We start from the raw sequence: 23,803 nt of genomic DNA on the forward strand, positions 1-23,803 counted from the left end.
CCCTCGGGTCAAGAGGAATCTTGTGGTCCGCTCTAGCAACTAAGTTAATTACTGCTCAGCTGCTAGAGGATGACTTTGCTTTACTTGCGCGCTTTGGTTTTGCGGCAGATTTAGTTGCTGCACTTGCGCCAGCCCGTTTCTTTGCAGGAGCCTTAGCGGCACCCTTGGCTTTAGGCGCTTTCGCTTCAAATTCAAAGCCAATTTTGCCAGAAGCATCTAAGGCTAAATAGGCTTTAAAGCCACGCCCAGTCCTATTGGACTTAAAGTTGGTAAGAAGGTCAGTCTTGCCTTCCTTGAGTAATTTTTGCACCTGCTCCGCCGATACTTCTTGTTGTAAGACTACTTTCCCAGTCTTGAAGTCACAAGATTTGCTAGGCCCAGTATTGTTTTCGCAAACATAGCGCATGCCATCTTCATAGACCGCCCCAGAGCATTTAGGGCAGGCGCCCAAGGCTTGACGACCCGTGAAATCTACGGCTTCAGTTTCATCATCCTGGGCGTTGTCAAAATCAAACTCCAACTTAAAACCTGCATTTGGGTAATCTTTATCATCTTCTGGAATTTCGCTTAACTTAATGATGGCTGCAAACGGCCGACCCATTTTGCTGCGGAATCCTTGCAGTGGTCCGATAGTTTTTTCGCGCAATAGCTCTTCCACTTCGGGATATTCAAAAGCACGACCACCCGGTGTTTTGCTGATAGTAAAGCCACACTTTTCGCAAGCAAAACGATGGTAGTTTTCTTTTACTGGACTCTTACAGTGCGGGCACGGCGTGGTCATAGTGGCATAGTCGCCAGGAATAGTATCGCTGTCGTACTCTTTAGCGCGCTTCACAATGCGTTGAGTCATTTGCGCGATCTCTTGCATGAAGGTATCGCGATTCATCTTGCCTTGCTCAATGAGAGACAATTTATTTTCCCAGCTACCAGTTAAATCAGGCCGAGTTAATTCTTCAACATCCAATCCGCGCAATAAGGTCATCAATTGAAAGGCTTTGGCTGCTGGAATGAGTTCGCGCGCTTCACGCACAATATATTTCTCGGCAAGCAATCCCTCAATAATGGCCGCACGTGTTGCGGGGGTGCCCAAGCCCTTTTCAGCCATTGCTTCACGCATCTCGTCATCATCAACCCATTTGCCAGCGCTCTCCATTGTAGAGAGCAGGGTTGCTTCTGTATAACGAGCCGGAGGTTTTGTTTTCAATGGCACTACCGCAATAGATTCGGTTTGGACTGTTTCGCCATCCTGTACCGGTACTAGCTCGTCATCTGCTTGGTTGGATTTGCCGTAAACCGTTAGCCAGCCTGGGTTGACGAGGACGCGCCCCTCGGTTTTGAAGTGATGTCCAGATGCTTCGGTAATTCGTGTGGTGACGCGGAACTCTGCAGCAGGATAAAACACCGCTAAAAAACGCCGCACAACTAAATCGTAGAGTTTTGCTTCTGGCCCACTTAAATTTTTTGGTGTCTCAAGTGTTGGGATGATTGCAAAGTGATCTGAAATTTTTGAATTATCAAAAATTCGCTTATTTGGCTTAATCCAGCCATAACCCGCCTTTGTTTTTGGGTCACCTTGCAAAATTTGCTTAGCAAAGTTTCGGTAATCTTGTGAATGCTCCGCAAGATTTTCCATGGTTTGCTTAACGGTATCGAGGTAGTCCTCAGGAAGGGCTTTCGCATCAGTACGAGGGTAGGTTAAAACTTTGTGCCGCTCATATAATGCCTGTGCAAGATCGAGTGTATTTTTGGCAGAAAAACTAAAGCGAGCATTTGCTTCACGTTGCAAGCTCGTTAAGTCAAATAACTGTGGAGCTAGCTGGGTAGCGGGCTTTGCTTCTTCGGTAACGCCGGCTTTCTTGCCACGACACGCCGCCACAATGCGTTGGGCCGCAGCCTCACTCCATAAGCGGTTTTCACGTGCATCTGGTTCAGCAACATCTTTTTTAAATTTAGGGTCAAACCAACGGCCTTCGTAAATACCAGCCGCAGCAATGAATTCCGCTTTGACTTCCCAGTAATCCTTAGAAACAAACTTGCGGATGAGCTCTTCACGTTCTACCACGATAGAAAGTGTTGGGGTCTGTACTCGACCTACGGTTGTCAAGAAGAAACCGCCGCTTTTGCTATTAAAGGCGGTCATTGCCCGTGTGCCGTTAATGCCAACTAACCAGTCAGCCTCAGAGCGACAGCGAGCTGCATCAGCAAGTGGCTTCATGTCCTCATCGGTACGAAGATGTTGAAAGCCATCACGTATGGCTGCCGGCGTCATGGATTGCAGCCATAGGCGTTTGATTGATTGGGACGCTTTTGCATGTTGCGCAATTAAGCGAAAAATCAACTCTCCTTCACGTCCTGCGTCACACGCGTTAATAAGCGCAGTAACATCTTTGCGTTTAATCAGTTTTTGCAAAACCTTAAGGCGTGACTCGGTCTTAGCTATTGGACGTAAATCGAAATAGGGAGGGACTACGGGTAAGTTGGCAAAAGACCATTTGCCACGCTTCACATCGAATTCTTCAGGGGCAGCGATTTCTAATAAATGACCTACCGCAGATGAGATAAGAAATTCATCGCTCTCAAAATAATCTTCGTATTTTGTAAAACCGCCCAATGTTTTAGCAATGTCATTGGCAACCGAAGGTTTTTCGGCAATGATGAGCGCCTTGGGGTGATCCCCGGCGATAGTCTTTGGGCTGCTTTTCTTAGTAGTTGCTTTGGTTGCCACGCGTTTTGCCTAAATTTGAGCTAGAAATGATGTTTTAAGGGGTAAAAGGGATGATTAATTTAAACCAAAATAGCGCTTGATCCCATGAATACCCCTTTTTCATTATTAACCGATAAATTAAGAAAAATCCAAAATCCCCTGTTTTTGGGCTTTTTTGTTATGGCCTAACCCCAGTTTTGTTACTAAAAACCCACTTTTAAGCTATTTAAATGGGGTTTTTGTTAAAAATGCAGCTCTTCGAGCACATCCTCTGGGGTAAAGGCTAGTTTGGCCCCTTGTTGGATAAGTCGGTGACATTCCGTTGAATTTGGACTATTTATTGGTCCGGTAGCGCGAAAACGTCCCTTTCGAGGTCTGCGGCTAGGCGTGCTGTAATGAGGGAGCCAGATTTTTCCGCTGCCTCTACCACCACCCCAAGTGAAAGCGCCGCTATGATGCGATTTCGCCTAGGAAAATGCCAGGGCTGGGGACCAACACCCAAGGGAAATTCAGAGATTAATAAACCCTGTCTAGAAATGGCTTGAGAAAGACCAAAATTTTGCTTGGGGTAAACGATGTCAGTTCCCATACCTAGGATTGCAGCAATAAAGTGATTGGGGCCAAGCTCTATTGCCGCAAGATGTGCCGCGCTATCAACCCCCTTTTGCCAGTCCTGAAATGATCAGAGCACCTGCTTTTGAGAGTGCCCGAGCAAATAGACGCGCATTTTTTAATCCCTCTGGACTGGCATTTCTAGAGCCTACAACGGCAATCATGGGAATTTTCAGTAAGCCTAAATTCTCCTTGTATATATAAAGTGAGTTGGGAAGGTCATACAAATCGCGCAGTCGACTTGGATAGTGGGCGCTTTCACGGCTTATATGGATGGGGCTTTTTGGTGCTAGAGAAGTGGGCATAAACCTATTTTGTTCTTTGGGGAAATGAGGACAATCAGGACAGACTGATTGCTCTGTTAGATAATTCCTATATGGCTTTGTTAAACGTCCTTTGTTATCCAGATCCTCGCTTGTTCAAGGTTGCTAAACCTGTGGCACAGGTAGACTCGCGCATAAGGAAAATAGTTGCCGATATGGCTGACACGATGTATGACGCCCCAGGCGTTGGATTGGCTGCAACGCAGGTGGATATTCATGAGCGCATCGTAGTGATTGATGCATCAGATGATCAAAATGAATTGATGGTTTTTATTAATCCAGAAATTGTTTGGGCAAGTGCCGAGAAAAAATCTTGGCGGGAAGGTTGTTTGTCTGTTCCCGAGTATTACGACGAAGTTGAGAGGTCCGCAGAAATTAAAGTCAAGGCTTTAGATATTCACGGCAAAGAATTCGAAATCGAGGCTGACGGTTTATTAGCGGTTTGCTTGCAACACGAGTTAGATCATTTACAGGGTAAAGTATTTGTAGAGTATTTATCAATACTCAAGAGAACTCGTATCTCACAGAAAATGAAAAAGCGTGCTAAAGAATTGATAGGTCAGCGCTAAAGCGCCCCAATGAAAATTGTATTTGCTGGAACTCCTGAGTTTGCTGCGCAAGCAATGCGCGCTATTGATGCTGCTGGTCATGAAATTGTTTTAGCGCTAACCCAGCCAGATCGCCGTGCTGGCAGAGGCATGCACTTGCAAGCAAGCCCCGTGAAAGAATTCGCTTTGCAGAAAAACATTCCAGTATTGCAGCCGGAGACATTAAGACAAAGCGGCACCGATCCAAATAAAAAGGCCCAGGCACAAGCAGCATATGCGCATCTTGCAGCGCTAGAGTTTGATGCAATGGTCGTGGTTGCTTACGGCTCGATCTTGCCACAAGAGGTTTTAGATATTTGTGAGAGGTCAGGAAGATACGGCAGCTTCAATATTCATGCTTCACTACTTCCCCGTTGGCGCGGAGCCGCTCCTATCCAACGCGCAATTGAAGCTGGCGACTTAAGAACGGGCGTCTGCATTATGCAAATGGATGCAGGGCTAGATACGGGTGATACCGTTTTAACTTCTGATCTTGAAATCGTTTTTGATGAAACTAGTGCAAGTTTGCATGATCGATTGGCGCAACTCGGCGCTAACTCGATTGTTCAAGTTTTAGATTCTTTGCAGCAGGGCAAAAAACTAACTCCTCTCCAACAAGCCACAGATGGCATTGCTTATGCTGAAAAAATATTAAAAAATGAAGCAGAGATTAATTGGACCTTAAGCGCCAAAAAAATTGATCAACGTATTCGGGCATTTAATCCGTTTCCTGGGGCATCTAGCAATCTCAATGGACTTTCCATCAAGTTTTGGAACGCTAGACTGGTGAATATTGCCGATTTCAATTTGGCAGGTGAAATAGGGGAGGTGCTAGGGTTTAGTAAACATGGCGTATATATTCAGTGTGGACATGGGGTAATTGAGGTTTTGGAAATGCAAAAGCCTGGCGGAAAAAAAATTGATGCCAGGGCATGCTTGCAGTCAATAAGGCCTGATAAAAAATTGTTGCGTTTTCAGTCAAAGGAGTAGAAATGTTTAATTTTGCAAAGACTGCTGTTTTGATGGCGGCAATTACCGCGCTTTTTATTGTGGTAGGTGGAATGCTGGGTGGCGAGCAAGGCATGTGGATGGCTTTATTGATGGCCATAGGAATGAATTTTTTTAGTTATTGGTTTTCAGACACGATGGTCTTGAAGATGACTAATGCGCAACAGGTGGATGAAAGATCTGCGCCCCAGTTTTATAGTTTAGTAAAAGAGCTTTCTGAAAAAGCAGGCTTGCCGATGCCTAAAGTTTTTTTGATCGATGAAGATGCCCCAAATGCATTTGCAACCGGTCGTAATCCAGATAACGCTTCGGTTGCAGCAACGACTGGAATCTTAAAAATTCTCTCTAATCGTGAGTTGCGAGGTGTTACGGCGCATGAACTCGCACATGTCCGTCATCGAGATATTTTGATTTCCACTGTTGCCGCCACAATGGCTGGGGCGATTTCTGCATTAGCTAATTTCGCCATGTTTTTTGGTGGGCGCGATTCTGAAGGTAGGCCCAATAACCCTATAGCAAGTCTCATGGTCGCAATATTGGCCCCGATAGCTGCGAGCTTGATTCAAATGAGTATTTCGCGAGCCCGAGAGTACGAAGCCGATCGTGGTGGTGCGGAAATTAGCTCCGACCCTGAAGCGCTTGCACAGGCATTGGAAAAAATTCATCACTATGCTCAAGGCGTTCCTTTTTATGCCGTTCAACAGCATCCTGAAACTGCGCAGATGATGATTCTCAACCCCTTAAGTTCGGGCGGCCTTGCGCAGCTTTTTTCAACCCATCCACCTACTGAAGATCGAGTAGAACGTTTAATGAGTATGGCTAAAAACGGGGTATATCCCGGAGCGTAATAATTTGACTGATCAAAAAACACCACGCAGTCTCCCGCTTTCTGAAGCAATCACCGTTGCTGCTCAAGCGATTGGCGAGGTAATGAGCGGCCGCCCACTTACAGAAGTCTTGGATCAACTAGAAGCTCATGAGCATCCTATAGTTCAGAGCTTGAGCTTTGATGCATTACGTAAATGGATTCGATCCCATGGGCTAATCAAGTAATTTATTCCAAAGACACCTCCACCAGAGGTTGATCATTTGCTCAGTGTTGCGATATCACTATTTCTGCAGGATGGCGTAGACGGCAAAGGTTATCCAGCACATACCATTGTTGATCAGGCCGTTAAGGCGTGTGGCGAGTACGATAAAACGGTGTACGCCAAAGGGGGCTGGTTAATGCAGTCCTACGCAAGGTGAGTCTTTTGTTACAACCGCCTGCGGATGAAAAGACATATCCACCAGATCCTATTCCTATGTATGTACCCGCTTGGTGGCGTGCAAATTTAAAGCGCAACTACTCAAAGCGGTGGCAATTGATCTTATTTCATCAGGTCAAGCGCGCACCATTAATTCTGCGCGTAAATCAAAGGCAATATACACGTGAGCAATACCAATCTTTATTGTCTGACGCAGGCATTTCATCAGAACCAATAGATGAGTTAGCTGGAGTCTCGTTGTCATGCGCATTCTTATTGCCAGAGGCTGTACCCGTATCTGATCTGCCCGGATTTTATACTGGCGCCGTTTCTGTGTAAGATGCTGGAGCACAGCTCGCAGCAGTCTTATTAAACTCTCAGGCTGGCGAGTTAGTGCTAGATGCTTGCGCTGCCCCAGGAGGCAAAACAGCACATGTATTGGAGCTGGCAGATTGTTCAATGCGAGCTCCCTAGAGCTAGATGGCGATCGAATCGGAAAAATAAGCGGTAATTTAGACCGTCTTCGTTTGCATTCTGGTCGAATACAAGTGCTACGTGGCGATGCTTCAAAGGCGGCATGGTGGGGATGGTGTTCGGTTTGATAAGATTCTTCTAGACGCCCCTTGCTCTGCCTCCGGAATAGTAGCCCGACACCCAGATATTCCTTTCCTAAGGCGCAAATCCGACGTGAGGGCTCTCCAAGAAAGACAGCGCGCTATTTTGAATCAAGCATGGAAGATGCTTAAGCCCAAAGGGACGCTTTTAACCTGCCCCATATTTCCGGAGGAAGGTGATGAGCAGGCAATTTGGTTTGCTCAGCAGCACTCCAATGCGTTATGATTAGGCGCTCCTGGCCAACTTTTGCCTAGCGAGTTAAATAATGGTTTTTACTATGCCTTGTTTAAGAAAAATGGGCCATGAGCCAAAGAATTAAACGATTTCTCTTTTTGTGTTTGATGTCGTTGGGGGTATTGACATCTAACGTTAGCGCAGAAGGAATCAAGATTAAATCCTTTGAGCTGGAGAAGGTGGAAAACGATTGGCTTCTCAATGCTACGTTTCAAATTGAATTATCCCCTGATCTAGAAGACGCAGTACAAAAAGGCGTGGTCTTGTACTTTCAAACTGAGTTTGATTTAACTCGCTCCCGCTGGTATTGGTTTGATGAAAAACCTGCGCTTGCACAAAGGCAAACTCGTTTGTCTTATCAACCACTCACACAGCAATATCGCATCGCCTCGGAAGGCTTTACTTTTTCAGCCAAAACGATTTCTGAAGCATTGCAGGCGGTAGGCAGTATTGGTGGATGGCGTGTCATTGATAATACTCAACTCGATCCTAGCAAATCCTATACAGCAGCTCTGCGCATGACTTTGGATCTTACTAAGCTGCCAAAACCATTTCAGGTGAATGCACTGAATAATCGCGATTGGAATGTTTCGAGTGATTGGTATCGCTTTCCATTTGTTTCTAATGGGCCCAATCAGATAAAGCGATGAGACCCATAGCACCCCTATTAGACGCGAGTTTTTTTACTTCTAAAGCCTGGAGTAAAAAAGTTATCCCAATCACGATTGGAGCAATTGGCGTATTCGCTTTATTGCTTTTGGTTTTGCTTGCAATTGCATCTTCGAATACTGAATTTTTCGATAATTATTTTATTTGGTTATATGCCGCCAATGTAGTGATTGGAATTTGTCTAACTTTAGTGATCTTGGTTTTAATAATAGTCATCACTGTGCGATGGTATCGAGGTCACTTTGGTACGCGCTTGATTGCAAAATTGGCAATGATTTTTGCTTTAGTCGGTATTGTTCCGGGCCTTATCCTATATGGCGTGTCTTTACAGTTCGTTTCACGCAGTATCGAATCTTGGTTCGATGTAAAGGTTGAGTCTGCCCTCAATTCGGGCTTAGAGTTAGGGCGAGTAACTTTGCGAGTTGTTCAAGAAGAGATTTTGGGTGAAGGCAATTTTATTGCCGAGCAAATAGTACAATTCCCTCCGGGTGCAACCGCTGATCAGGTTGCCACTGCGGTGATGAAGATTCGCAATCAATTCGGGATTCAAGAGATCAGCCTCTTTAATATGCAACGCAATTTGATTTTTACAAGCGAGGCAAAGCCTAAAAAGTATCTTCCTCCGCCCGCTGCTGATGTTGTTCAAGAAGCTTTTAATAAAAAAGGAATTGCTTTTTTAGATCAAATAGAATTAGATGGTGGTCAACGTGGATGTCGTATAAGAGCTATCGTGCCGGTAGTTCGTAAAAAATCTGCCACCAGCAAAGATGTAGACGATAAATATTTTTTACAGCTCATTCGATATATACCAACACCATTAGCTAAGAATATTTTTGCGGTTGAAACTGCTTATAGCGAGTATCAAGAAAAAGCCTTGGGCCGCACTGGGCTTCGCAAAATGTTTGTGGGCACATTGACTCTCACACTCTTTTTCGCATTATTCGTTGCGATTACTTTGGCCTTAATGTTGGGCGGGCAACTTGCGCGCCCCCTCTTGGTGCTGTTGAGAGGAACGCAGGCTGTTGCCCAGGGAGACTTATCGCCCAAGCTAGAGCTGGACACGGGCGATGAGCTTGGCATGCTCACCAGACAATTTAATGTCATGACGCGACAGTTGGCTGATACCCGCACTTCTCTTCAAGAGTCGAAAGCGTTCTTAGAGCGGGTCTTGGGGAGTCTTACTGCGGGAGTATGTATTTTTGATAAAAATTACAACGTCGTATCAACGAACCCAGGCGCAGATCGAATTTTTGCTCAGGACCTTACGCTATTGGACGGCAAGCCGCTTGGCACTAGTCCGGCCTTACTAGAGTTTGAAGCAGCCATTAAAGAGGGTTTTGCTACAATGAAGGTGGCGGTTCTTAGTAAAGGTGATTCTGAACAGCAGTCCGCTCAAAGCAGCACCCCCGTCTGGCAAAAACAAATTCAGTTGCACAGTACAAATGAGTTTGACAATGAATTGGGTGTGACTTTATTTGTGCGTGGCACAGAGCTTTCGGGTGATTTGCGAATGGTTATTTTTGATGACATTACGGACGTTGTCAGCGCCCAAAGATCAATTGCTTGGAGCGAAGTGGCTAGACGCCTTGCACATGAAATTAAAAATCCTCTAACGCCAATTCAGCTTTCAGCAGAAAGCTTGCAGCATAAGCTTGCGGGTAAGTTGACCCCAGAGCAGGAAGAAATGATTAATCGCAGCACCGAAACAATCATTGGCCAGGTTCAGGCAATGAAAGAAATGGTGAACGATTTTAGAGATTTTGCAAAAACACCAACACCACAATTAAAGCCAGTCTCTATTAATACATTGACATCAGAGATTTTGGGCCTTTATGAGGGCAGCCCTTTACGCACACAGCTTGATCCTAGCTGCCCAGACGTGATGGGCGATCCTACTCAATTGAGGCAAGTTATTCATAATTTGTTACAAAACGCACAAGACGCTACTCTTGAGGGCCCTCATCCCAATAATCCAGTTGAGGTAAAAACGGAGTTGGTTCCTTATGGAGAACACAATGGGATCAATCAAAATGCAGTGCGGTTAACAATAAGTGATAGCGGGATTGGATTTCCAGCTAAGATATTGGCAAGAGCCTTCGAACCTTATGTAACTACGAAGAGCAAAGGCACCGGATTAGGCTTGGCAGTGGTGAAGAAGATTGTCGATGATCATTCTGCCAAAATTGAAATTCGAAACCGCATGCAGGGGGATGAAGTGATCGGCGCGAAAGTATCGATATTGTTTATGAATTTAGCAAAAGAGGCAGCCTAAGTATGACTAGTATTTTGGTCGTTGATGACGAAATGGGAATTCGTGAGCTTCTCAATGAGATTCTCACAGACGAAGGTCATACTGTTTATACGGCGGAAAGCGCTATCCAAGCACGGACTATCCGCGAGCAAATGCGTCCCGATCTGGTGTTGCTTGATATTTGGATGCCTGATACCGATGGCATTACTTTATTAAAAGAGTGGTCAAATACTGGCCAGCTCACCATGCCCGTTGTCATGATGTCAGGTCATGCAACGATTGATACTGCTGTTGAGGCCACTCGCATTGGTGCCCTGAATTTTTTAGAAAAGCCGATTGCTCTACAAAAACTTTTGAAAACTGTCAGCAAGGCATTGGAGAGCTCTCCAAAGTATGTTGAGCCAGAACAAGAGCGAGCCGTTCAATCAAGTGCAAATCCTATAGTTGCACCAAAGCAGCCTCCTGCTGAATTGGTATCGGCCCCTGCTGAAGGTGAGTACATCAGCGGAATTGCAAAAACTTATTTCAATCTTCCCTTAAGAGAGGCTAGAGATTTGTTTGAGAAAGCCTATTTTGAGCACCAAATGCAAATCATGGTCGGCAGTATGACCAAGATCTCAGAGTACACCGGCTTAGAGAGAACCCATTTATATCGCAAGCTGAAGGCTTTGGGCATCGATACATCACGCAATAAGGGCGAAAGTTAGCGACGTCTTCAAATAAGTTATCCATCCACATTTCAGTATCCGAGTATCGCGCAGTGGTTGTTGCGCTAGGACGTTCTGCTCTAGACGAGGGCATCCCACCCCTCTATATGCCTTTAGCTAACGATGCTTACTTTGCCATCCTCTAGGTTGTACATTCCACCAACAATCTTTAATTTATTATCTCTGACTAGCTGCCTAATGATTGGCGTGGATTGTTGTAAGAGATCTACATTAAGCCTGATGTTAGCTTTAACTACATCGTTTGTTGAGACCTTTCCGCCTTGCTGTTTTGCGGCGCGCACTGCTGCGCCTATATGTGAGCTAATAGACTGAATGTGGCCGGGGAAGCTTGCTTTCCCTCTTCTGCTTTCATCGTCGCCTTGATAGCGCCGCACTCCGTGTGTCCAAGCACCATAACAAGAGGAGACTTGAGCACTAGGGTGCCATACTCTATGCTTCCCAGAAGATCGGTTGTTACATAATTTCCGTCAATTCGGTTTACAAATAAATCCCCGGGTCCTTCATCAAAACATAGCTCTGGACTGACCCTTGAATCAGCGCACGACAAAATAACCGCATATGGGTTTTGTCCATGCTTTAGCGCAACCTCGGCACTTTTTATATGAGTCATTTATGTTGATATTGCCGTTTACATAGCGGGCATTACCCCTCATCAATCTCTCAAGCGCCTGATCGGAGGTAATAACATTTTCTGGTTTAGGTATTGGATGTGCGTCATCGGCTCTGGTGCTCATCGTTATTGTTGATGCGCCTAGTCTCCCCAGCCATCAAAAGAGGAGACGAGCCAACCAGCTTTAATAGGGTGCGTCTACCCTGTTGAATTGGTTCATGGTTTGATTCGGACTTATCAGCACACAATTGGCACATATTAACCACCTTATTTTTAATGTAATAAAGGTGCGGGATGCCAATGCATTCAGCATTAGTCAATTTCTTTTACCGGACTTCGACAACTCATCTGCTCAAATTTATTGGCCGTCTTTCAGTTAGCCCCATTTTTGTTGCGCCCACTAGAGATTTGCTTGTAATCGGCTATTTTGGGTGGGCGAACCCTGTTTGGGCGGCTTTATAGTTTCATTTACAATTCTAAGTCTTGGCCTGGTAGCTCAGTCGGTAGAGCAGAGGATTGAAAATCCTTGTGTCGGTGGTTCGATTCCGCCCCGGGCCACCAAGAAACACCAAAACCACCTTCGGGTGGTTTTTTCGTTTACGGCGTTCGATCAATTTAGCTCTTAGATCCGAGTCGTAGAATGTAACTTCAATATCAATTAAGTTCATTCAGCTTTTAACTAGCACGCAGCGTTCCTATAAAGCTAATATTCAGTTGGGTGCTTATATGGCATTTGTAGCGGGCGTGGTAAATGCTGGTGGATTTCTGGCCATTGCAAGATATACACACCATATGAGTGGCATCATTTCAGCTATTGGTGACGATTTAGCTCTTAATGACCTTATCTCTGTTTTGGGCGGAATCTCCCTCCTGCTTTCATTTTTATTTGGTGCCGTAACCACTGCCATTATTGTTAACTGGGGGCATAGACGAAAAATTCATAGCGAGTTTGCCCTGCTTTTACTAGTTGAGGCTATCTTACTGTTGGTATTTGGTTTGGTTGGCGCTAATCTGAATCTGTATTTACCCTTAACGGTTCCAGCCATTGCCCTTCTTTTATGTTTTGTAATGGGCCTTCAAAATGCAATAGTTACGAAGGCTTCTAGGGCAGAAATCAGAACCACCCATATGACGGGCGTAATAACTAATATTGGAATAGAGCTTGATAAGTTGATTTATTGGAATAAGTCACAAGAGGCCAATTTGAGTGGGTATGTCAAGGCCAATAGAGGAAAGCTAAAAACTCATTTATTCATTTTTGGAATGTTTTTGATTGGCGGGATTATTGGGGCAATTAGTTTTAAGAAGGTTGGATATATTGCAGCACTGCCTTTATCTCTATCTCTATTTTGTTGATTGCCGGCTTACAAATTTATCGAGATAAGGTAATCATAAGGGGTAAATAATCCTTGTGTCAGTGGTTCGATTCCGCCCTGGCTAACCAAGAAATGTCAAAACTACCTTCGAGTGGTTTTTTCGTTTGTGGGTATCCAGAAAAAACGCATACTATAGTGGGCAATACTTCCAACACCACTATTTGTTATGCCTAAGTTCATATACTCATTGCCTAACTTAATCATTATCTTATTGTGCATTGCAATAATTGATGCAATCTTACACTGGTCGCTATATTTTGTGAGGGAAGTTTATTTTTTAAAACCGACCGAAGAAACAATCAAGATTGCGCAATCCCTTTTTGCGCTCTTGGGTGCAACAGCAGGTGTTTTTATTGGATTTTTATTAAATCAGGCGATGACCAATTTTTAATCTGCTTCAGCCTTGGTTGCCTCCGAAGCAAGTCAGATTAATAACCTCGATCGTCTGCTCTTGAGATTTGGTGACGAGTATGCTCTTCAAACCAGAGGAGATCTTAAGAGTTATCTTGAGTGCATTATTAATTCTGAGTGGCCACATCTTAAGGCGGAGCAGGGGTGCAAAAACACACATATGTTATGGCGCTCAATTTCTCAAAAACTATTTAAGCTGGAGCCAGCCTTTCCAAAGCAGGTTGCAATTTACTCAGATATTTTAAATTTAGCAGGACCTATTGCCGGGTCGCGAGAAGTGCGAGTAGATCGATCTTCACAGAAATTACTAACCATTTTTTGGATCGCCATCTTTTTTATATTAATAGGCGTTAGCAGCATTACTTCTTTAGTTGTGCCGGGTCAAGAGTTGGAATTTGCGATTACTGTTTTTCCAATTATCTGCGGCTCACTCTTCTTGGCCTTCTCATTATTTTTGATTAACCATTTAAGGGGGGTACATCAGTGACAACAGGCGCGCTAGAGAGGGTCTTGGCTTCTATTAAAACTAGAGTCGAATAGTGTTTTGTTCGCAAAACTAGGGCTTGGTTGACTCATACCCAAAACATCAAGGCGCACCAAAACCACCTTCGAGTGGTTTTTTCATTTCAAATAGTTTTTGAGTTTTGTCTCGCCGCGATTGCGGTTTATTTCATCGATATTGCTCAAAATACTACCCACCTTGAACGCTAATTTATTAAGGCAATTAAATGACAAACAAATTTGTTGAAGAGGCTCCATATCATCCTGGTTACAAAGATGTTGGTTTTAAAGGGGCTGTATCACCCTTGTCTGCTGAGATCGATCTTTTTAGAAAAAGTAACTCGCGTTATTTAAGTTTTGCTGATGTGATTGTAGGTTTCTGTATTTCAGATCAAAACAAATTTCAGGCAGCAAAGTAGTTGCTTAGCCAATAAGCCACCCAAAGTTAGTGTGGGTAGCTTATTGAAGCTTAGTTATTTGAAGCGGTATGCTAGAGCCATCAGCACATTGTCTTGAAATGCGCGATTCATCACAGGGCTGCTATTGACCCCGCTACCCATCCATTTGCGCTTGCCATATATATTGACGTACCAGCTATCTATTACTGGAATTTCAATCATTAGACCGGCTATCAGGTTATTGATTGCCGGCGCGGTATAGGCGTTATAGCCTGCAAGAACCGATTCGCCTGGACTAATTCCGTAGTAATAATTTGCATATTGACTAGATTGTCTTTCAATACCTAACTGCGGATATAGGACAACTTTTTTAAAAGTTTCCAATTCAGCAAAGTAAGAAAACTCATAAAGCGCCCCTTTTGACTTTCCTAAATCTTGATAAGCGTTAAGAAAAAACCGCCAATTGGAGTTTCTTGAAATGTACCTATTCCAAGCGGTATTGGATCACTACGATTGATGGAATTACCATTAAATGGAGACTTCGCTTTATGGTTATCTAAATTTATCTTGCCGACAACTTCTAAATATCCATAGCCTATTTTTAGGGTTTTTAAACCGATTTGATCAATGCGTATAAAAGCTCTTTTGTAGTCTGCAAAAGCGTACGGCAGCACGAAGGATTGCATTCCTTCAGTACCGATATGAAGATTGGATGTGTACACCGCAAGCCCTACATCACCAGCAATATGGTCTGGAAGCCCATCAGATACATTATCCATTGCGTGACTTGGAAGCAATATTGCACAGGCAATGAAGAGGGTTGCAATCCGAAAAATTATTTTCATCCGTGCATCATAAGCTCATGTAGGGCCCGTTACTAAAGGTCTAAATTATCAAGCGCTAAATCCTCTAGATGGCTTGATCAGCCCACTCATCCACCTTCCATACGACTCCATTATGGCTAAGCCAATTGAGAGAGGCATTGGGTACTGTTACCAATTTCTCTGAGTCTAATGCTTGATTGCTTGCAATTCTGTACATCATATCTAGTGCCCCACCATGACTAACTAGCAAAATGGTTTTGCCGATATGTTGTTTGCGGATCTGCTCTAGTGCCAGATGAATACGATCGGCAAATTGTTGAATGCTTTCGCCAGTGCGCAAGTTCTCTCTAGTATTTCTGCTGAGGTGGGATTGCCAAAGTTCGGGTTCAAGATTGGGAGCTTCATCGGTAGTTAGACCTTGAAGTGAGCCTAAGTGGCGCTCTCTGAGTGAGGGGCTCTTGATGGCGGAAGTTTTATAAAGACCCTCAATTGCCTTTGCAGTCTTTGCTGCGCGCTGAAGGTCGCTGGTATATAAAACATCAAACACTAAATTAATTCTTTTGAGGGCGCGCGCCATTTGTTCTGCTTGGGCAACACCTCGAGCATTTAATTCAATGTCAGTGTGTCCTTGGAGGCGACGTTCAGCATTCCAGTCGGTTTCTCCGTGACGAACTAAGCAAAATCGAGTGGTAGTCATACGAGAATAATAAAGGCCTAATTATTTTTTGAGTGTCCAGGCGCGCGGATTGTGTTCAAAACCAATATGTTCGCAATATTCATTTGCTTTGGGCGCTGCTAGCAACACAATCATGCATTCAGGCCGAGACGTGATTTGGTTTATTCAATCGGTTGCTTGCCAATACCAGGTTGCTGATGCTCCTGATCAACTGCCAAATCGGCAAGATAGGCTACATAAGAAAAATCAGTGAGCGAGCGAGAAATGCCTATCAACATATCTCTATCCCAGACTGTAATAGTGAGATTTGCATTTTTAAGCATGGCAGCAAACGTTTGCACATTGTGAATTGGTCGACGCTCACCAAGAGTAGACCGAATATATAGATCAATTGCTTCTTCAGGAGTAATGATGGCGTCATCACAGTATTGAATCATCGTATACCTCGCTCTCTATGACCAATTCATCCCCGACGGCAAGTACTCCAGAATTTAGAACTTCAGCACGAATGCCTCCTCGTCCTTCGAATGCGTCCATGAAGCTCGGCCTATTGAGTAGTTGGGCAGGCCTTTCACAGGGCACACAAAGTTCTGTACCCCTCAGCAGAATATTGCCCAGCTGAAATTTTGCCCAACTAAAAGATTGAGTTGAGGAGCAGCAATCCCCCCAAGATGATGTTGCGTCGCGTTTCTGAGTTCTCAAAAGTAGGTACATTACCAGCGCTTAACCATTCGTTGGCGATAGCTATTCCTGATAATGAAATAAGGCTAAGGTGACGCACTTTCCTAGGTTCTAGCAAAGAATAGGCTCCCGTTCCGAATGCATTAACGATCACCCTCAATACCCAAGCCCGCTCCCACCTTCACTTGGTCCATAGAATTCATCGGCATTCCAGCAGCAGATGCTAGATAAATCGCTTGAATACGGGCATTGAAATTAATCATTGACTCCTATATTACAGCGCAAGTATTGATGATTGTTAATACAGTCAATTGATTCTTATGAGAAGGGTCACTGTGAATAAAGAAAGCAAGGGAATGCTAATTGGCTTTATAGGCATTCTTATTTTTAGCTTGACGCTCCCCGTAAGCAAAATTACCCTTTTAAGCTTTAATCTGTACTTCATTGCTTTTGGCAGGGCGACCTTGGCAGGGGCTGTTGCTTTAGTCTACCTTATTTACAAAAAAGAGCATGCGCCCACTAAAGTGGATTTTGTAAAGTTTGTGGTGATTGCTTTGGGTGTGGTATTTGGATTTCCAATCTTTACAACCGTAGCAATGACGCATGGTTCCCCGTCTCATGGTGCAGTGATTTTGGGGATGATGCCCCTTGCTATAGCGGTTATTGGAGTATTGCGCTTTAAAGAGTGTCCCCTTCATTGGGCTTTTGGCTAGTCTCACTCTTGGGGGCTGGACTAGTCGTTCTCTACGCTTTACTAAAAAGTTCCGGTAGCTTTACCTATGTTGATGGTCTTTTAGTGTTGGGAGGTATCGGCGCCTGCATTGGTTATGTTGAGGGTGGTGAGCTTTCCAGACGGATGAATCCTCGTGCAGTTATTTCTTGGGCCCTAGTCATTTCGTTGCCACTCAATATTCTGATGACGTACCTAACCTACCAACAAGATTATATAAATGCTGGGGCTATAGCTTGGTCAAGTTTTATCTACCTAAGCTTGTTCCCGATGTTTTTGGGATTCTTCTTTTGGTATGAAGGTCTTGCTATTGGCGGTATTGCACGAGTGAGTCAAGTGCAGTTAATGCAGCCTTTTGTACGCTTGTGGCAGCCAGTATTTTGTTTGGCGATTCGCTTACGATGATGAATTTAATCTTTGCCATTTTAGTAGTATCAACTGTGATGCTCGGAAGAAGAATGTTAGTGAAGAGGGTGTAGTTCCCGATGTAAAAAAGCCCCGTTTGTTGGGGCTTTTTATTTATGCTGTAGCAACTTTGTGCTTACTGAGCGCACGCAAAATTTTGCTTTTTTCTTTTTTGGCTTGGTACTTGTTTCTAATAAGTTAGCTGAGTTGTATTAAGGGGCCCTAAACGCGCTTTACCTGTTTTGGCAGGCATAGAGTCGTTTTTTCTGGTTCGTTGATTTTGGCCTACAGCCATAAAATTTTCCTAGAGTAATGGAGCGATGAATCTCAAGTCATGCTGGAGAGATTCCCCTGTCTAGGGCGCACAATAGTGATCACTAATCAGGATAACAGTTAACAAGCATAGAAGCCATGATGTAACCATGATCAATCTGCCAAATTTAATTTTTGCCCTGCTAATGGGTTTCTTGATGTCTGCAACAATTACTTTTGCCGCTACCCTGGCACGCATTGGTTTTACAGAAAATTTCCTTTGGGTTTGGTTTGAAGTGTGGCTGGTAGCCTACCCAGTCGCGATTGCCGGCATTTTGATATACAGACCGCTTGCTGGCAGGGTTACTATCAAACTTATAAAACACTTAAAAATTGATGAATCCTAAATGACAAACAAAGGATCCGTGATGAGTGCACTATTAAAGATTTTTATGTTTAGTATGTTGTGTATTTCTTTATTAGCAAGTTGTGCTGCTGTATATACCGATGCTTCTGATGCTAACCATGTCACTTTTTTAAATAGTAGCGGTGAATCGATTGAGCAACTAAGCAAAAGGCTGTAGCCTATTGCGAGCAATATGGCAAGACTGCAGCATTTAGAAGTGGTGATAGCAAGCTAGTTGTCGTTTTTGATTGCAAAGCTACGCGCTGAGCAAGATATTTGGTGGCAGATCTACCTAGCCAAGTCAGATTGATAAATTAATCCAGCGTGCTCTCTTAGGGCATGGAATTGAATAGATTCCCAGCGTTGTTGGGCAACATCTAATTCTGGTTTGTGTGACGCTAAGAAAACAGCGGCACCCACCACGTCTTCGGCCATGCGGTGAATATTTTCCTGAGTAAATTTTTCAGCGCCACAGGATCATCTGAGCTCACCCAGCGTGCCAAGTTGTAGCAAGCTGGCAAGAGCCTTACTTCTGCGCCATATTCAGTTTGTAGGCGGTTAACTTACTACTTCAAATTGAAGCTGTCCAAATGCGCCGAGCAACATGGTGCCGCCTGCCATAGGCCTAAAGACCTGAATTGCCCCTTCTTTGCTCAGTTGCATTAAGCCGGTGCGCAATTGTTTTGAGCGCAATGGATCGGCGGACTCAACCATGCGAAATATTTCTGGCGCAAAAAAGTAGCCCAGTAAATTGCAATTGTTCGCCTTCGGTGAGGGGTGTTGCCAAGTCGAAGTAAGCCATGATTTGGCAAGCCAATGATGTCGCCTGGAAATGCCTCATCCAAAATATCGCGTCTTTACGATAAGAATGAGAGTGCATTATTGGTGCGTACCTCTTTGCCATTACGACAAATCTTTAATTTCATACCGCGTTGAAAGTGGCCAGAGCAAATGCGCAAGAAAGCAACACGGTCACGATGAGCGGAGTCCATGTTTGCTTGTATTTTGAAAACTACCGTTGAGAATTTATTTTCAGCAGGGCTAACTTCTCGCTGCAACGCTTTACGTGATCCAGGTGACGGGGCTAGCTCAACCAATGTATTCAGGATCTCTCTCACGCCAAAGTTATTAATGGCGGAACCAAAAAATACTGGTGATTGACGTCCAGCCAAAAATGCATCGAGATCAAAGGCAGGCATTACCTCTTTAATTAATTCCACCTCACCCAAGGCATTGTCTAAATCAGTGCCTAAGCGCTCTTTAAGGGCTAGATCGCTAACATCAACTACAGCATGAGAATCTTCTGTAACGCGGTCTTCACCAGCCTTGAACATGCGTATACGAGAATTAGCGATATCAATCACACCAGCAAAAGATTTACCCATGCCCACTGGCCAGGTAAATGGAACTACTTCTATGCCCAGGGCGGTCTCAATCTCGTCCATCAATTCCATCGGGGGTTTTACTTCCCGATCCATCCTATTAATGAACGTGACGATAGGTGTATTGCGGGCTCGGCAAACCTCGAGCAAGCGCAAGGTTTGTGACTCAACACCCCATTAGCGGCATCAATCACCATAAGAGCAGAGTCAACCGCAGTTAAAACGCGATAAGTGTCCTCTGAGAAGTCTTGGCGGCCTGGAGTATCTAATAGGTTAATGGATGCAATCGCGATATTCCATTTGCATTACTAAGCTGACTACAGAGATGCCTCGCTGCTTTTCGATTTCCATCCAGTCAGAAGTCGCATGACGACTTGCTTTACGAGCTTTAACGCTTCCAGCGATTTGAGTAGCGCCTGCGTACAGCAGTAATTTTTCTGTGAGCGTCGTTTTGCCCGCATCCGGATGGGAGATGATGGCAAAACTGCGACGTCTAAGTACTTCTGCGCCTGGAGTGGTGGACTGGGTTGGTTCGGTGGTAATTCTGGCTTGATTAATCTAGGTTCGGACGCAATTATAAGCGTGCAGGGCGCTTAGAACTGCTCTTCAGGCCTTACATAGCGCCACTGACCTGGAGGAAGTGGGCCTAAAGAGATGCGACCCATTCGGACTCGTTTAAGGCCAAGAGCTTTTAGCCCTACCAATTCACACATCCGTCGTATTTGACGCTTGCGCCCTTCGCGCAATACAAAGCGAAGTTGATCCTTATTTTGCCAACTCACTTGAGCAGGTTTCAGTTTGACGCCATCAAGCTCTAAGCCATGCCTTAGTCGATCCAAATCTTCGAATGAAAGCATTCCTTCAACGCGTACTAAATATTCTTTTTCGATAGGGCTATTTTCGCCAATCAATAATTTGGCAATACGACCATCTTGAGTCAAGACCAGCATGCCAGTGGAGTCAATATCGAGTCTGCCAGCTGGCTGCCAGTCCTTTGGTATTAAAGCAAGGATTTCTGCCTTTATCGAGCGGACTAGAAAAGTAATTTTCGGGGGTAATTAAAGAGGCTGCGGGTTTATATTCTTGTTCATCGTCATAGTGAGAGATGAAGCCAGCTGGCTTATTGAGAATGACAGTAATGCGAGATGCTTGTTGTGCTTTTGCGCCCGACTGTAGTTCTATTTTTTGATGGCGGAAGGCACGTGTCCCTAGCTCATTAACTACCTCTCCACCTACGGTGACTAATCCTTGTTCAATATAGGAGGCTGCTTCACGGCGTGAGCAAAGACCAAGTTCAGAGAGTAATTTTGAGACTTGTGCTTTTTCTTCCATATCTGCATTATCGGGTAAAACTAGACGTTATTAGGTTCGGGGTAATATGTCTAATGATTTACAGCCCATTACCGCCAATAAATATTAAATAAGGGAAGATCAAATGACAGTCACTTTAAAAAAGCTACCGCTATATAAAAGCCTTTATTTTCAAGTACTTGTAGCCGTTGTGCTGGGTGTTTTATTGGGCCACTTCTACCCATCCTTAGGTGTAGACATGAAGCCTTTTGGAGACACCTTTATTAAGGGCATCAAGATGTTGATTACCCCAATCATTTTCTGCACGGTGGTTGTCGGAATCGCCGGTATGGAAGACATGAAGAAGGTGGGCAAAACGGGCGGCATCGCCCTTTTATATTTTGAAATCGTTAGCACCATTGCATTAATTGTGGGCCTGATGGTGGTAAATGTGCTGCAGCCTGGGGCAGGCATGAACATTGATCCAACTACATTGGATACCAAGGGAATAGCGGCATATACGGGCCCTGGAAAAATGGCCACGACCACTGAATTTTTATTAAACATTATTCCTAATACTGCTGTCGATGCTTTTGCCAAAGGTGAAATTTTGCAAGTGTTGTTCATCGCCGTACTTTTTGGCTTTGCTTTGCATAAATTTGGCGGTCGCGGAACAATGGTGTTTGACTTGATCGAAAAATCATCGCACGTTCTTTTTGACATTATTGGCATCATCATGAAGTTCGCGCCAATCGGTGCATTCGGTGCGATGGCATTTACGATCGGCAAGTACGGAGTGAGCTCTTTATTTTCTTTAGGAAAATTAATGGGCACTTTTTACATCACTTGCTTGCTCTTCGTATTTATTGTTTTGGGGATCATTGCTCGTCTTAATGGCTTCAGCATTTTCAAATTTGTGCGTTACATTAAAGAAGAGTTATTAATAGTTTTAGGCACCTCGTCATCTGAATCTGTTTTGCCACACATGATGAAAAAAATGGAGCTATTGGGCGCCAAGAAAAGTTGCGTTGGGCTTGTAATTCCAACGGGCTATTCATTTAATTTGGATGGCACTTCCATATATCTAACCATGGCTGCGGTATTTATTGCACAAGCAACAAATACCCCCATGACGATTACTCAACAGATCACACTCCTACTTGTTTTGCTTCTGACTTCGAAGGGTGCTGCTGGAGTTGTTGGTAGCGGCTTTATTGTTTTGGCTGCGACACTTTCTGCAGTTGGTAGCGTTCCCGTTGCTGGCTTGGCAATTATCTTAGGCATTGACCGCTTTATGTCTGAGGCGCGCGCACTTACGAACTTGGTTGGCAATGGCGTTGCAACGATTGTGGTTGCCAAATGGACTGGTGAACTAGATAAAGAGCAATTAAATAGTGTTCTGAATAAGGACAACTGAATGGAAGCTCAAGAACCAGAAACATTGCTAGACGAAAAACAAGAAAAGATGCATTAATTACGTTCTAACAATGTGAGCGCTGTATGGAGGCCTCTTCGACAACCTTTGTCATCGGGGCTCTCCAAGGCGTTACCTTATTGGGTAGTTTGTGGGACGCTCCAATCAAAATGGGATGCATCATTATCTTTGGCGAACTCCACAATATGTGATGCGGGATCCATGGCTTCCAGCACGTGATAAGAAATTCTTTCTGGTGGAAGCCTTAATGATTTCGCTCAGTCCATCAGCTGTACTAAATAACCGCGCACAATGCCGCTCGCAGTATCTCTCTCGTGATTTCCTTCGTAGGTAGGCGTACTTGCAATTGTGCTGATGCATACAAGGCGACTTTCAGGATAAGCAAGGAGCAAATTCTTTGCAGTCTTTTGCATGCGTTCACGCAAGTCTTCATCAGATTGACGAGTGTCGATTGCAGCAATCATGAGTGGAGCATCAAAGCTACCCATACTTGGGCGTGGACTTGGAGAAGGCTCATAACCAGCGGCCTTAAACATACCTTAGAGGTTTTCCCAAAAGCTAGGGGGCTCAACTCGGTCAGCTCGCTCTGTGAGTGTGACGCCCTCAGGATTCCTTAGCACTTGACGTAAGCGCGCAGCACTTTGATAGCGATCTGCGGCGCGAGGTTCTAGGCATCTCAAGACTGCTTCTTGAAGCCACCGCGGAATTTCTCTACGAATCGCGCGCAGCGGAAAAGGTTCGGCCCACATGCGTCTGCGTAGACCGCTCATCGACTGGGGATTGCCAAACGGCAGCTCGCCTGTGAGCAATTCGTACATGATTACGCCAATAGAGAAAATATCGCTCCGAGAATTTGAGCGTATTCTAGCAACCTGTTCTGAGGAGATGCAGGGAGCAGACCCAATACCTTTACGCATTTCCTCGGCAAGTAAGTCTGGGTAGCGCGCGTGGTGAGATAGGCCAAAGTCAATTAGCGTTAACTTCTCTTTTTCATCTATCAAAATATTTTCTGGTTTGATATCTAGGTGGATGGCATCTTGTGAACGTAGAGACTGGACCGCTTGCGTTAAATCTGCGCCGATACGTACAACTTCATCGATTGAAAATACTTTACCCTCTTTGATGCAATCCTCAAGGGGGCGCCCCTCCACCCTTTCCGTTGCAATATAGGGGCGTGTAGCCATATTGCCTGAGTCTAAATATTTTGGTACGTAGGGGCTTTTGAGGGAGCGCAGAATAGTCGGTTCCGTTTCAAAACCAATTAAGCTTTCTACGGGTTGATCTCTTCCTACTCGAGGTATCTTGAGGGGGATGGGAACGTCGATACCTTCTTTAGTTGCTGAAAAAAGGCTGGCCATGTCACCACGATGAACCTCTTTGCCAATGACAAAGCCATCAACTTACTTTGCCTTCTTGAAATATGTCGTCTACTGCTTCAATATTATTGT

General features: G+C 44.5%; 30 protein-coding genes, 1 tRNA gene and 3 pseudogenes. 20 read left to right on the plus strand and 14 right to left on the minus strand.

Translation table 11 applies throughout. The annotated features are described in order from the left end of the window. Positions 1-55 precede the first annotated feature (55 nt). From DXE37_RS00260 to DXE37_RS14155, 3 genes are all read right to left on the minus strand, one after another. Positions 56-2,725 carry a DNA topoisomerase III gene (locus tag DXE37_RS00260; protein WP_114636172.1) on the minus strand — a complete coding sequence of 890 codons (2,670 nt, stop codon included), beginning with the start codon at positions 2,723-2,725 and terminating at the stop codon, positions 56-58. Positions 2,726-3,041: 316 nt separating this feature from the next. Next, on the minus strand, positions 3,042-3,335 hold the full coding sequence (locus DXE37_RS14150; RefSeq protein ID WP_197713206.1) for a DNA-processing protein DprA: 294 nt from the start codon (positions 3,333-3,335) through the stop codon (positions 3,042-3,044). A gap of 22 nt (positions 3,336-3,357) precedes the next feature. Further along, the gene (locus DXE37_RS14155; RefSeq protein ID WP_197713022.1) at positions 3,358-3,621 is read right to left on the minus strand and encodes a DNA-processing protein DprA; all 264 of its coding nucleotides are present in this window, start codon (positions 3,619-3,621) and stop codon (positions 3,358-3,360) included. 71 nt (positions 3,622-3,692) lie between these two features. Between DXE37_RS14155 and def the strand changes: the two genes are divergently transcribed. The 10 genes and pseudogenes from def to DXE37_RS00300 all read left to right on the plus strand — a co-directional run bounded on the left by def (position 3,693) and on the right by DXE37_RS00300 (position 10,957). Next, positions 3,693-4,208, plus strand: coding sequence for a peptide deformylase (gene def, locus DXE37_RS00270; RefSeq protein ID WP_114636173.1), 516 nt, complete (start codon positions 3,693-3,695; stop codon positions 4,206-4,208). 9 nt (positions 4,209-4,217) lie between these two features. Beyond that, positions 4,218-5,216 (plus strand): methionyl-tRNA formyltransferase, encoded by a 999-nt coding sequence (gene fmt, locus DXE37_RS00275; protein ID WP_114636174.1) that lies wholly within the window; start codon positions 4,218-4,220, stop codon positions 5,214-5,216. A 2-nt stretch (positions 5,217-5,218) separates the two neighbouring features. Continuing rightward, entirely contained in the window at positions 5,219-6,082 is an 864-nt protein-coding gene (gene htpX, locus DXE37_RS00280; RefSeq protein ID WP_114636175.1) for a zinc metalloprotease HtpX, read from the plus strand. A 4-nt stretch (positions 6,083-6,086) separates the two neighbouring features. After that, positions 6,087-6,287 (plus strand): hypothetical protein, encoded by a 201-nt coding sequence (locus DXE37_RS11855; RefSeq protein WP_231970830.1) that lies wholly within the window; start codon positions 6,087-6,089, stop codon positions 6,285-6,287. A gap of 36 nt (positions 6,288-6,323) precedes the next feature. After that, on the plus strand, positions 6,324-6,482 hold the full coding sequence (locus DXE37_RS11860; RefSeq protein WP_231970831.1) for a hypothetical protein: 159 nt from the start codon (positions 6,324-6,326) through the stop codon (positions 6,480-6,482). A gap of 5 nt (positions 6,483-6,487) precedes the next feature. Then, on the plus strand, positions 6,488-6,820 hold the full coding sequence (locus DXE37_RS11865) for a 16S rRNA (cytosine(967)-C(5))-methyltransferase (RefSeq protein WP_231970832.1): 333 nt from the start codon (positions 6,488-6,490) through the stop codon (positions 6,818-6,820). 54 nt (positions 6,821-6,874) lie between these two features. Further along, a pseudogene (locus DXE37_RS14160) lies at positions 6,875-7,321 on the plus strand (hypothetical protein). A gap of 77 nt (positions 7,322-7,398) precedes the next feature. Continuing rightward, positions 7,399-7,980, plus strand: a complete 582-nt coding sequence (locus DXE37_RS00290) for a DUF4390 domain-containing protein (RefSeq protein ID WP_114636176.1) — start codon at positions 7,399-7,401, stop codon at positions 7,978-7,980. Beyond that, entirely contained in the window at positions 7,977-10,271 is a 2,295-nt protein-coding gene (locus DXE37_RS00295; protein WP_114636177.1) for a sensor histidine kinase, read from the plus strand. The genes DXE37_RS00290 and DXE37_RS00295 overlap by 4 nt, the downstream gene beginning before the upstream one ends. Before the next feature lie 2 nt (positions 10,272-10,273). After that, entirely contained in the window at positions 10,274-10,957 is a 684-nt protein-coding gene (locus DXE37_RS00300; protein ID WP_114636178.1) for a response regulator, read from the plus strand. 113 nt (positions 10,958-11,070) lie between these two features. On the opposite strand, the gene DXE37_RS00305 is transcribed toward DXE37_RS00300, so the two are convergent. After that, the gene (locus DXE37_RS00305) at positions 11,071-11,259 is read right to left on the minus strand and encodes a carbonic anhydrase (RefSeq protein WP_231970835.1); all 189 of its coding nucleotides are present in this window, start codon (positions 11,257-11,259) and stop codon (positions 11,071-11,073) included. 8 nt (positions 11,260-11,267) lie between these two features. After that, entirely contained in the window at positions 11,268-11,588 is a 321-nt protein-coding gene (locus tag DXE37_RS00310; protein ID WP_114636180.1) for a carbonic anhydrase, read from the minus strand. A 485-nt stretch (positions 11,589-12,073) separates the two neighbouring features. Here DXE37_RS00310 and DXE37_RS00315 point away from each other — a divergent pair. The 5 genes from DXE37_RS00315 to DXE37_RS00335 all read left to right on the plus strand — a co-directional run bounded on the left by DXE37_RS00315 (position 12,074) and on the right by DXE37_RS00335 (position 14,295). After that, positions 12,074-12,149, plus strand: a tRNA-Phe gene (locus DXE37_RS00315). A 165-nt stretch (positions 12,150-12,314) separates the two neighbouring features. Next, positions 12,315-12,944, plus strand: coding sequence for a YoaK family protein (locus DXE37_RS00320; protein ID WP_197713023.1), 630 nt, complete (start codon positions 12,315-12,317; stop codon positions 12,942-12,944). Between the two features lie 279 nt (positions 12,945-13,223). Continuing rightward, positions 13,224-13,355, plus strand: coding sequence for a hypothetical protein (locus DXE37_RS13175; RefSeq protein ID WP_269460246.1), 132 nt, complete (start codon positions 13,224-13,226; stop codon positions 13,353-13,355). 12 nt (positions 13,356-13,367) lie between these two features. Then, positions 13,368-13,862, plus strand: coding sequence for a bestrophin-like domain (locus tag DXE37_RS00330; protein ID WP_114636182.1), 495 nt, complete (start codon positions 13,368-13,370; stop codon positions 13,860-13,862). Between the two features lie 241 nt (positions 13,863-14,103). Next, positions 14,104-14,295: a hypothetical protein gene (locus tag DXE37_RS00335; protein WP_114636183.1), complete on the plus strand. Its 192-nt coding sequence runs from the start codon at positions 14,104-14,106 to the stop codon at positions 14,293-14,295. 54 nt (positions 14,296-14,349) lie between these two features. On the opposite strand, the gene DXE37_RS00340 is transcribed toward DXE37_RS00335, so the two are convergent. From DXE37_RS00340 to DXE37_RS13810, 5 genes are all read right to left on the minus strand, one after another. Beyond that, positions 14,350-14,754, minus strand: coding sequence for a MipA/OmpV family protein (locus DXE37_RS00340; protein ID WP_114636184.1), 405 nt, complete (start codon positions 14,752-14,754; stop codon positions 14,350-14,352). Next, positions 14,703-15,119 (minus strand): hypothetical protein, encoded by a 417-nt coding sequence (locus DXE37_RS00345; protein WP_114636185.1) that lies wholly within the window; start codon positions 15,117-15,119, stop codon positions 14,703-14,705. The genes DXE37_RS00340 and DXE37_RS00345 overlap by 52 nt, the downstream gene beginning before the upstream one ends. Positions 15,120-15,183: 64 nt before the next feature. Beyond that, entirely contained in the window at positions 15,184-15,795 is a 612-nt protein-coding gene (locus tag DXE37_RS00350; protein ID WP_197713024.1) for a histidine phosphatase family protein, read from the minus strand. Positions 15,796-15,935: 140 nt separating this feature from the next. Continuing rightward, positions 15,936-16,211 (minus strand): hypothetical protein, encoded by a 276-nt coding sequence (locus DXE37_RS00355; protein ID WP_231970839.1) that lies wholly within the window; start codon positions 16,209-16,211, stop codon positions 15,936-15,938. After that, positions 16,195-16,488, minus strand: coding sequence for an MOSC domain-containing protein (locus tag DXE37_RS13810; protein ID WP_114636186.1), 294 nt, complete (start codon positions 16,486-16,488; stop codon positions 16,195-16,197). The genes DXE37_RS00355 and DXE37_RS13810 overlap by 17 nt, the downstream gene beginning before the upstream one ends. A 302-nt stretch (positions 16,489-16,790) precedes the next feature. On the opposite strand from DXE37_RS13810, the gene DXE37_RS00365 reads away from it, so the two are divergent. From DXE37_RS00365 to DXE37_RS10695, 4 genes are all read left to right on the plus strand, one after another. After that, positions 16,791-17,168 (plus strand): EamA family transporter, encoded by a 378-nt coding sequence (locus DXE37_RS00365; protein WP_162786114.1) that lies wholly within the window; start codon positions 16,791-16,793, stop codon positions 17,166-17,168. Beyond that, positions 17,141-17,590, plus strand: a complete 450-nt coding sequence (locus tag DXE37_RS00370) for an EamA family transporter (protein ID WP_114636188.1) — start codon at positions 17,141-17,143, stop codon at positions 17,588-17,590. The genes DXE37_RS00365 and DXE37_RS00370 overlap by 28 nt, the downstream gene beginning before the upstream one ends. A gap of 422 nt (positions 17,591-18,012) precedes the next feature. Further along, the gene (locus DXE37_RS00375) at positions 18,013-18,249 is read left to right on the plus strand and encodes a DUF2798 domain-containing protein (RefSeq protein ID WP_114636189.1); all 237 of its coding nucleotides are present in this window, start codon (positions 18,013-18,015) and stop codon (positions 18,247-18,249) included. Between the two features lie 21 nt (positions 18,250-18,270). Beyond that, on the plus strand, positions 18,271-18,426 hold the full coding sequence (locus tag DXE37_RS10695; protein WP_231970841.1) for a hypothetical protein: 156 nt from the start codon (positions 18,271-18,273) through the stop codon (positions 18,424-18,426). A gap of 110 nt (positions 18,427-18,536) precedes the next feature. Here DXE37_RS10695 and DXE37_RS00380 read toward each other — a convergent pair. Together DXE37_RS00380 and DXE37_RS00385 are read right to left on the minus strand one after the other, a co-directional pair. Then, a pseudogene (locus DXE37_RS00380) lies at positions 18,537-20,107 on the minus strand (peptide chain release factor 3). 116 nt (positions 20,108-20,223) lie between these two features. After that, positions 20,224-20,962 (minus strand): annotated as a pseudogene (locus DXE37_RS00385) (pseudouridine synthase). A 103-nt stretch (positions 20,963-21,065) separates the two neighbouring features. On the opposite strand from DXE37_RS00385, the gene DXE37_RS00390 reads away from it, so the two are divergent. Further along, positions 21,066-22,337 carry a dicarboxylate/amino acid:cation symporter gene (locus DXE37_RS00390; RefSeq protein WP_114636190.1) on the plus strand — a complete coding sequence of 424 codons (1,272 nt, stop codon included), beginning with the start codon at positions 21,066-21,068 and terminating at the stop codon, positions 22,335-22,337. A gap of 275 nt (positions 22,338-22,612) precedes the next feature. Here DXE37_RS00390 and DXE37_RS11005 read toward each other — a convergent pair whose 3' ends face one another. After that, positions 22,613-22,891 carry a hypothetical protein gene (locus DXE37_RS11005; protein ID WP_197713025.1) on the minus strand — a complete coding sequence of 93 codons (279 nt, stop codon included), beginning with the start codon at positions 22,889-22,891 and terminating at the stop codon, positions 22,613-22,615. Positions 22,892-22,894: 3 nt separating this feature from the next. Next, complete coding sequence (locus tag DXE37_RS11010; protein ID WP_197713026.1) at positions 22,895-23,713, minus strand: serine/threonine protein kinase; 819 nt, start codon at positions 23,711-23,713, stop codon at positions 22,895-22,897. Positions 23,714-23,803 lie beyond the last annotated feature (90 nt).

The sequence above is a fragment of the Polynucleobacter necessarius genome (genome assembly GCF_900095205.1).
GTDB classification, from domain to species: domain Bacteria; phylum Pseudomonadota; class Gammaproteobacteria; order Burkholderiales; family Burkholderiaceae; genus Polynucleobacter; species Polynucleobacter necessarius_E.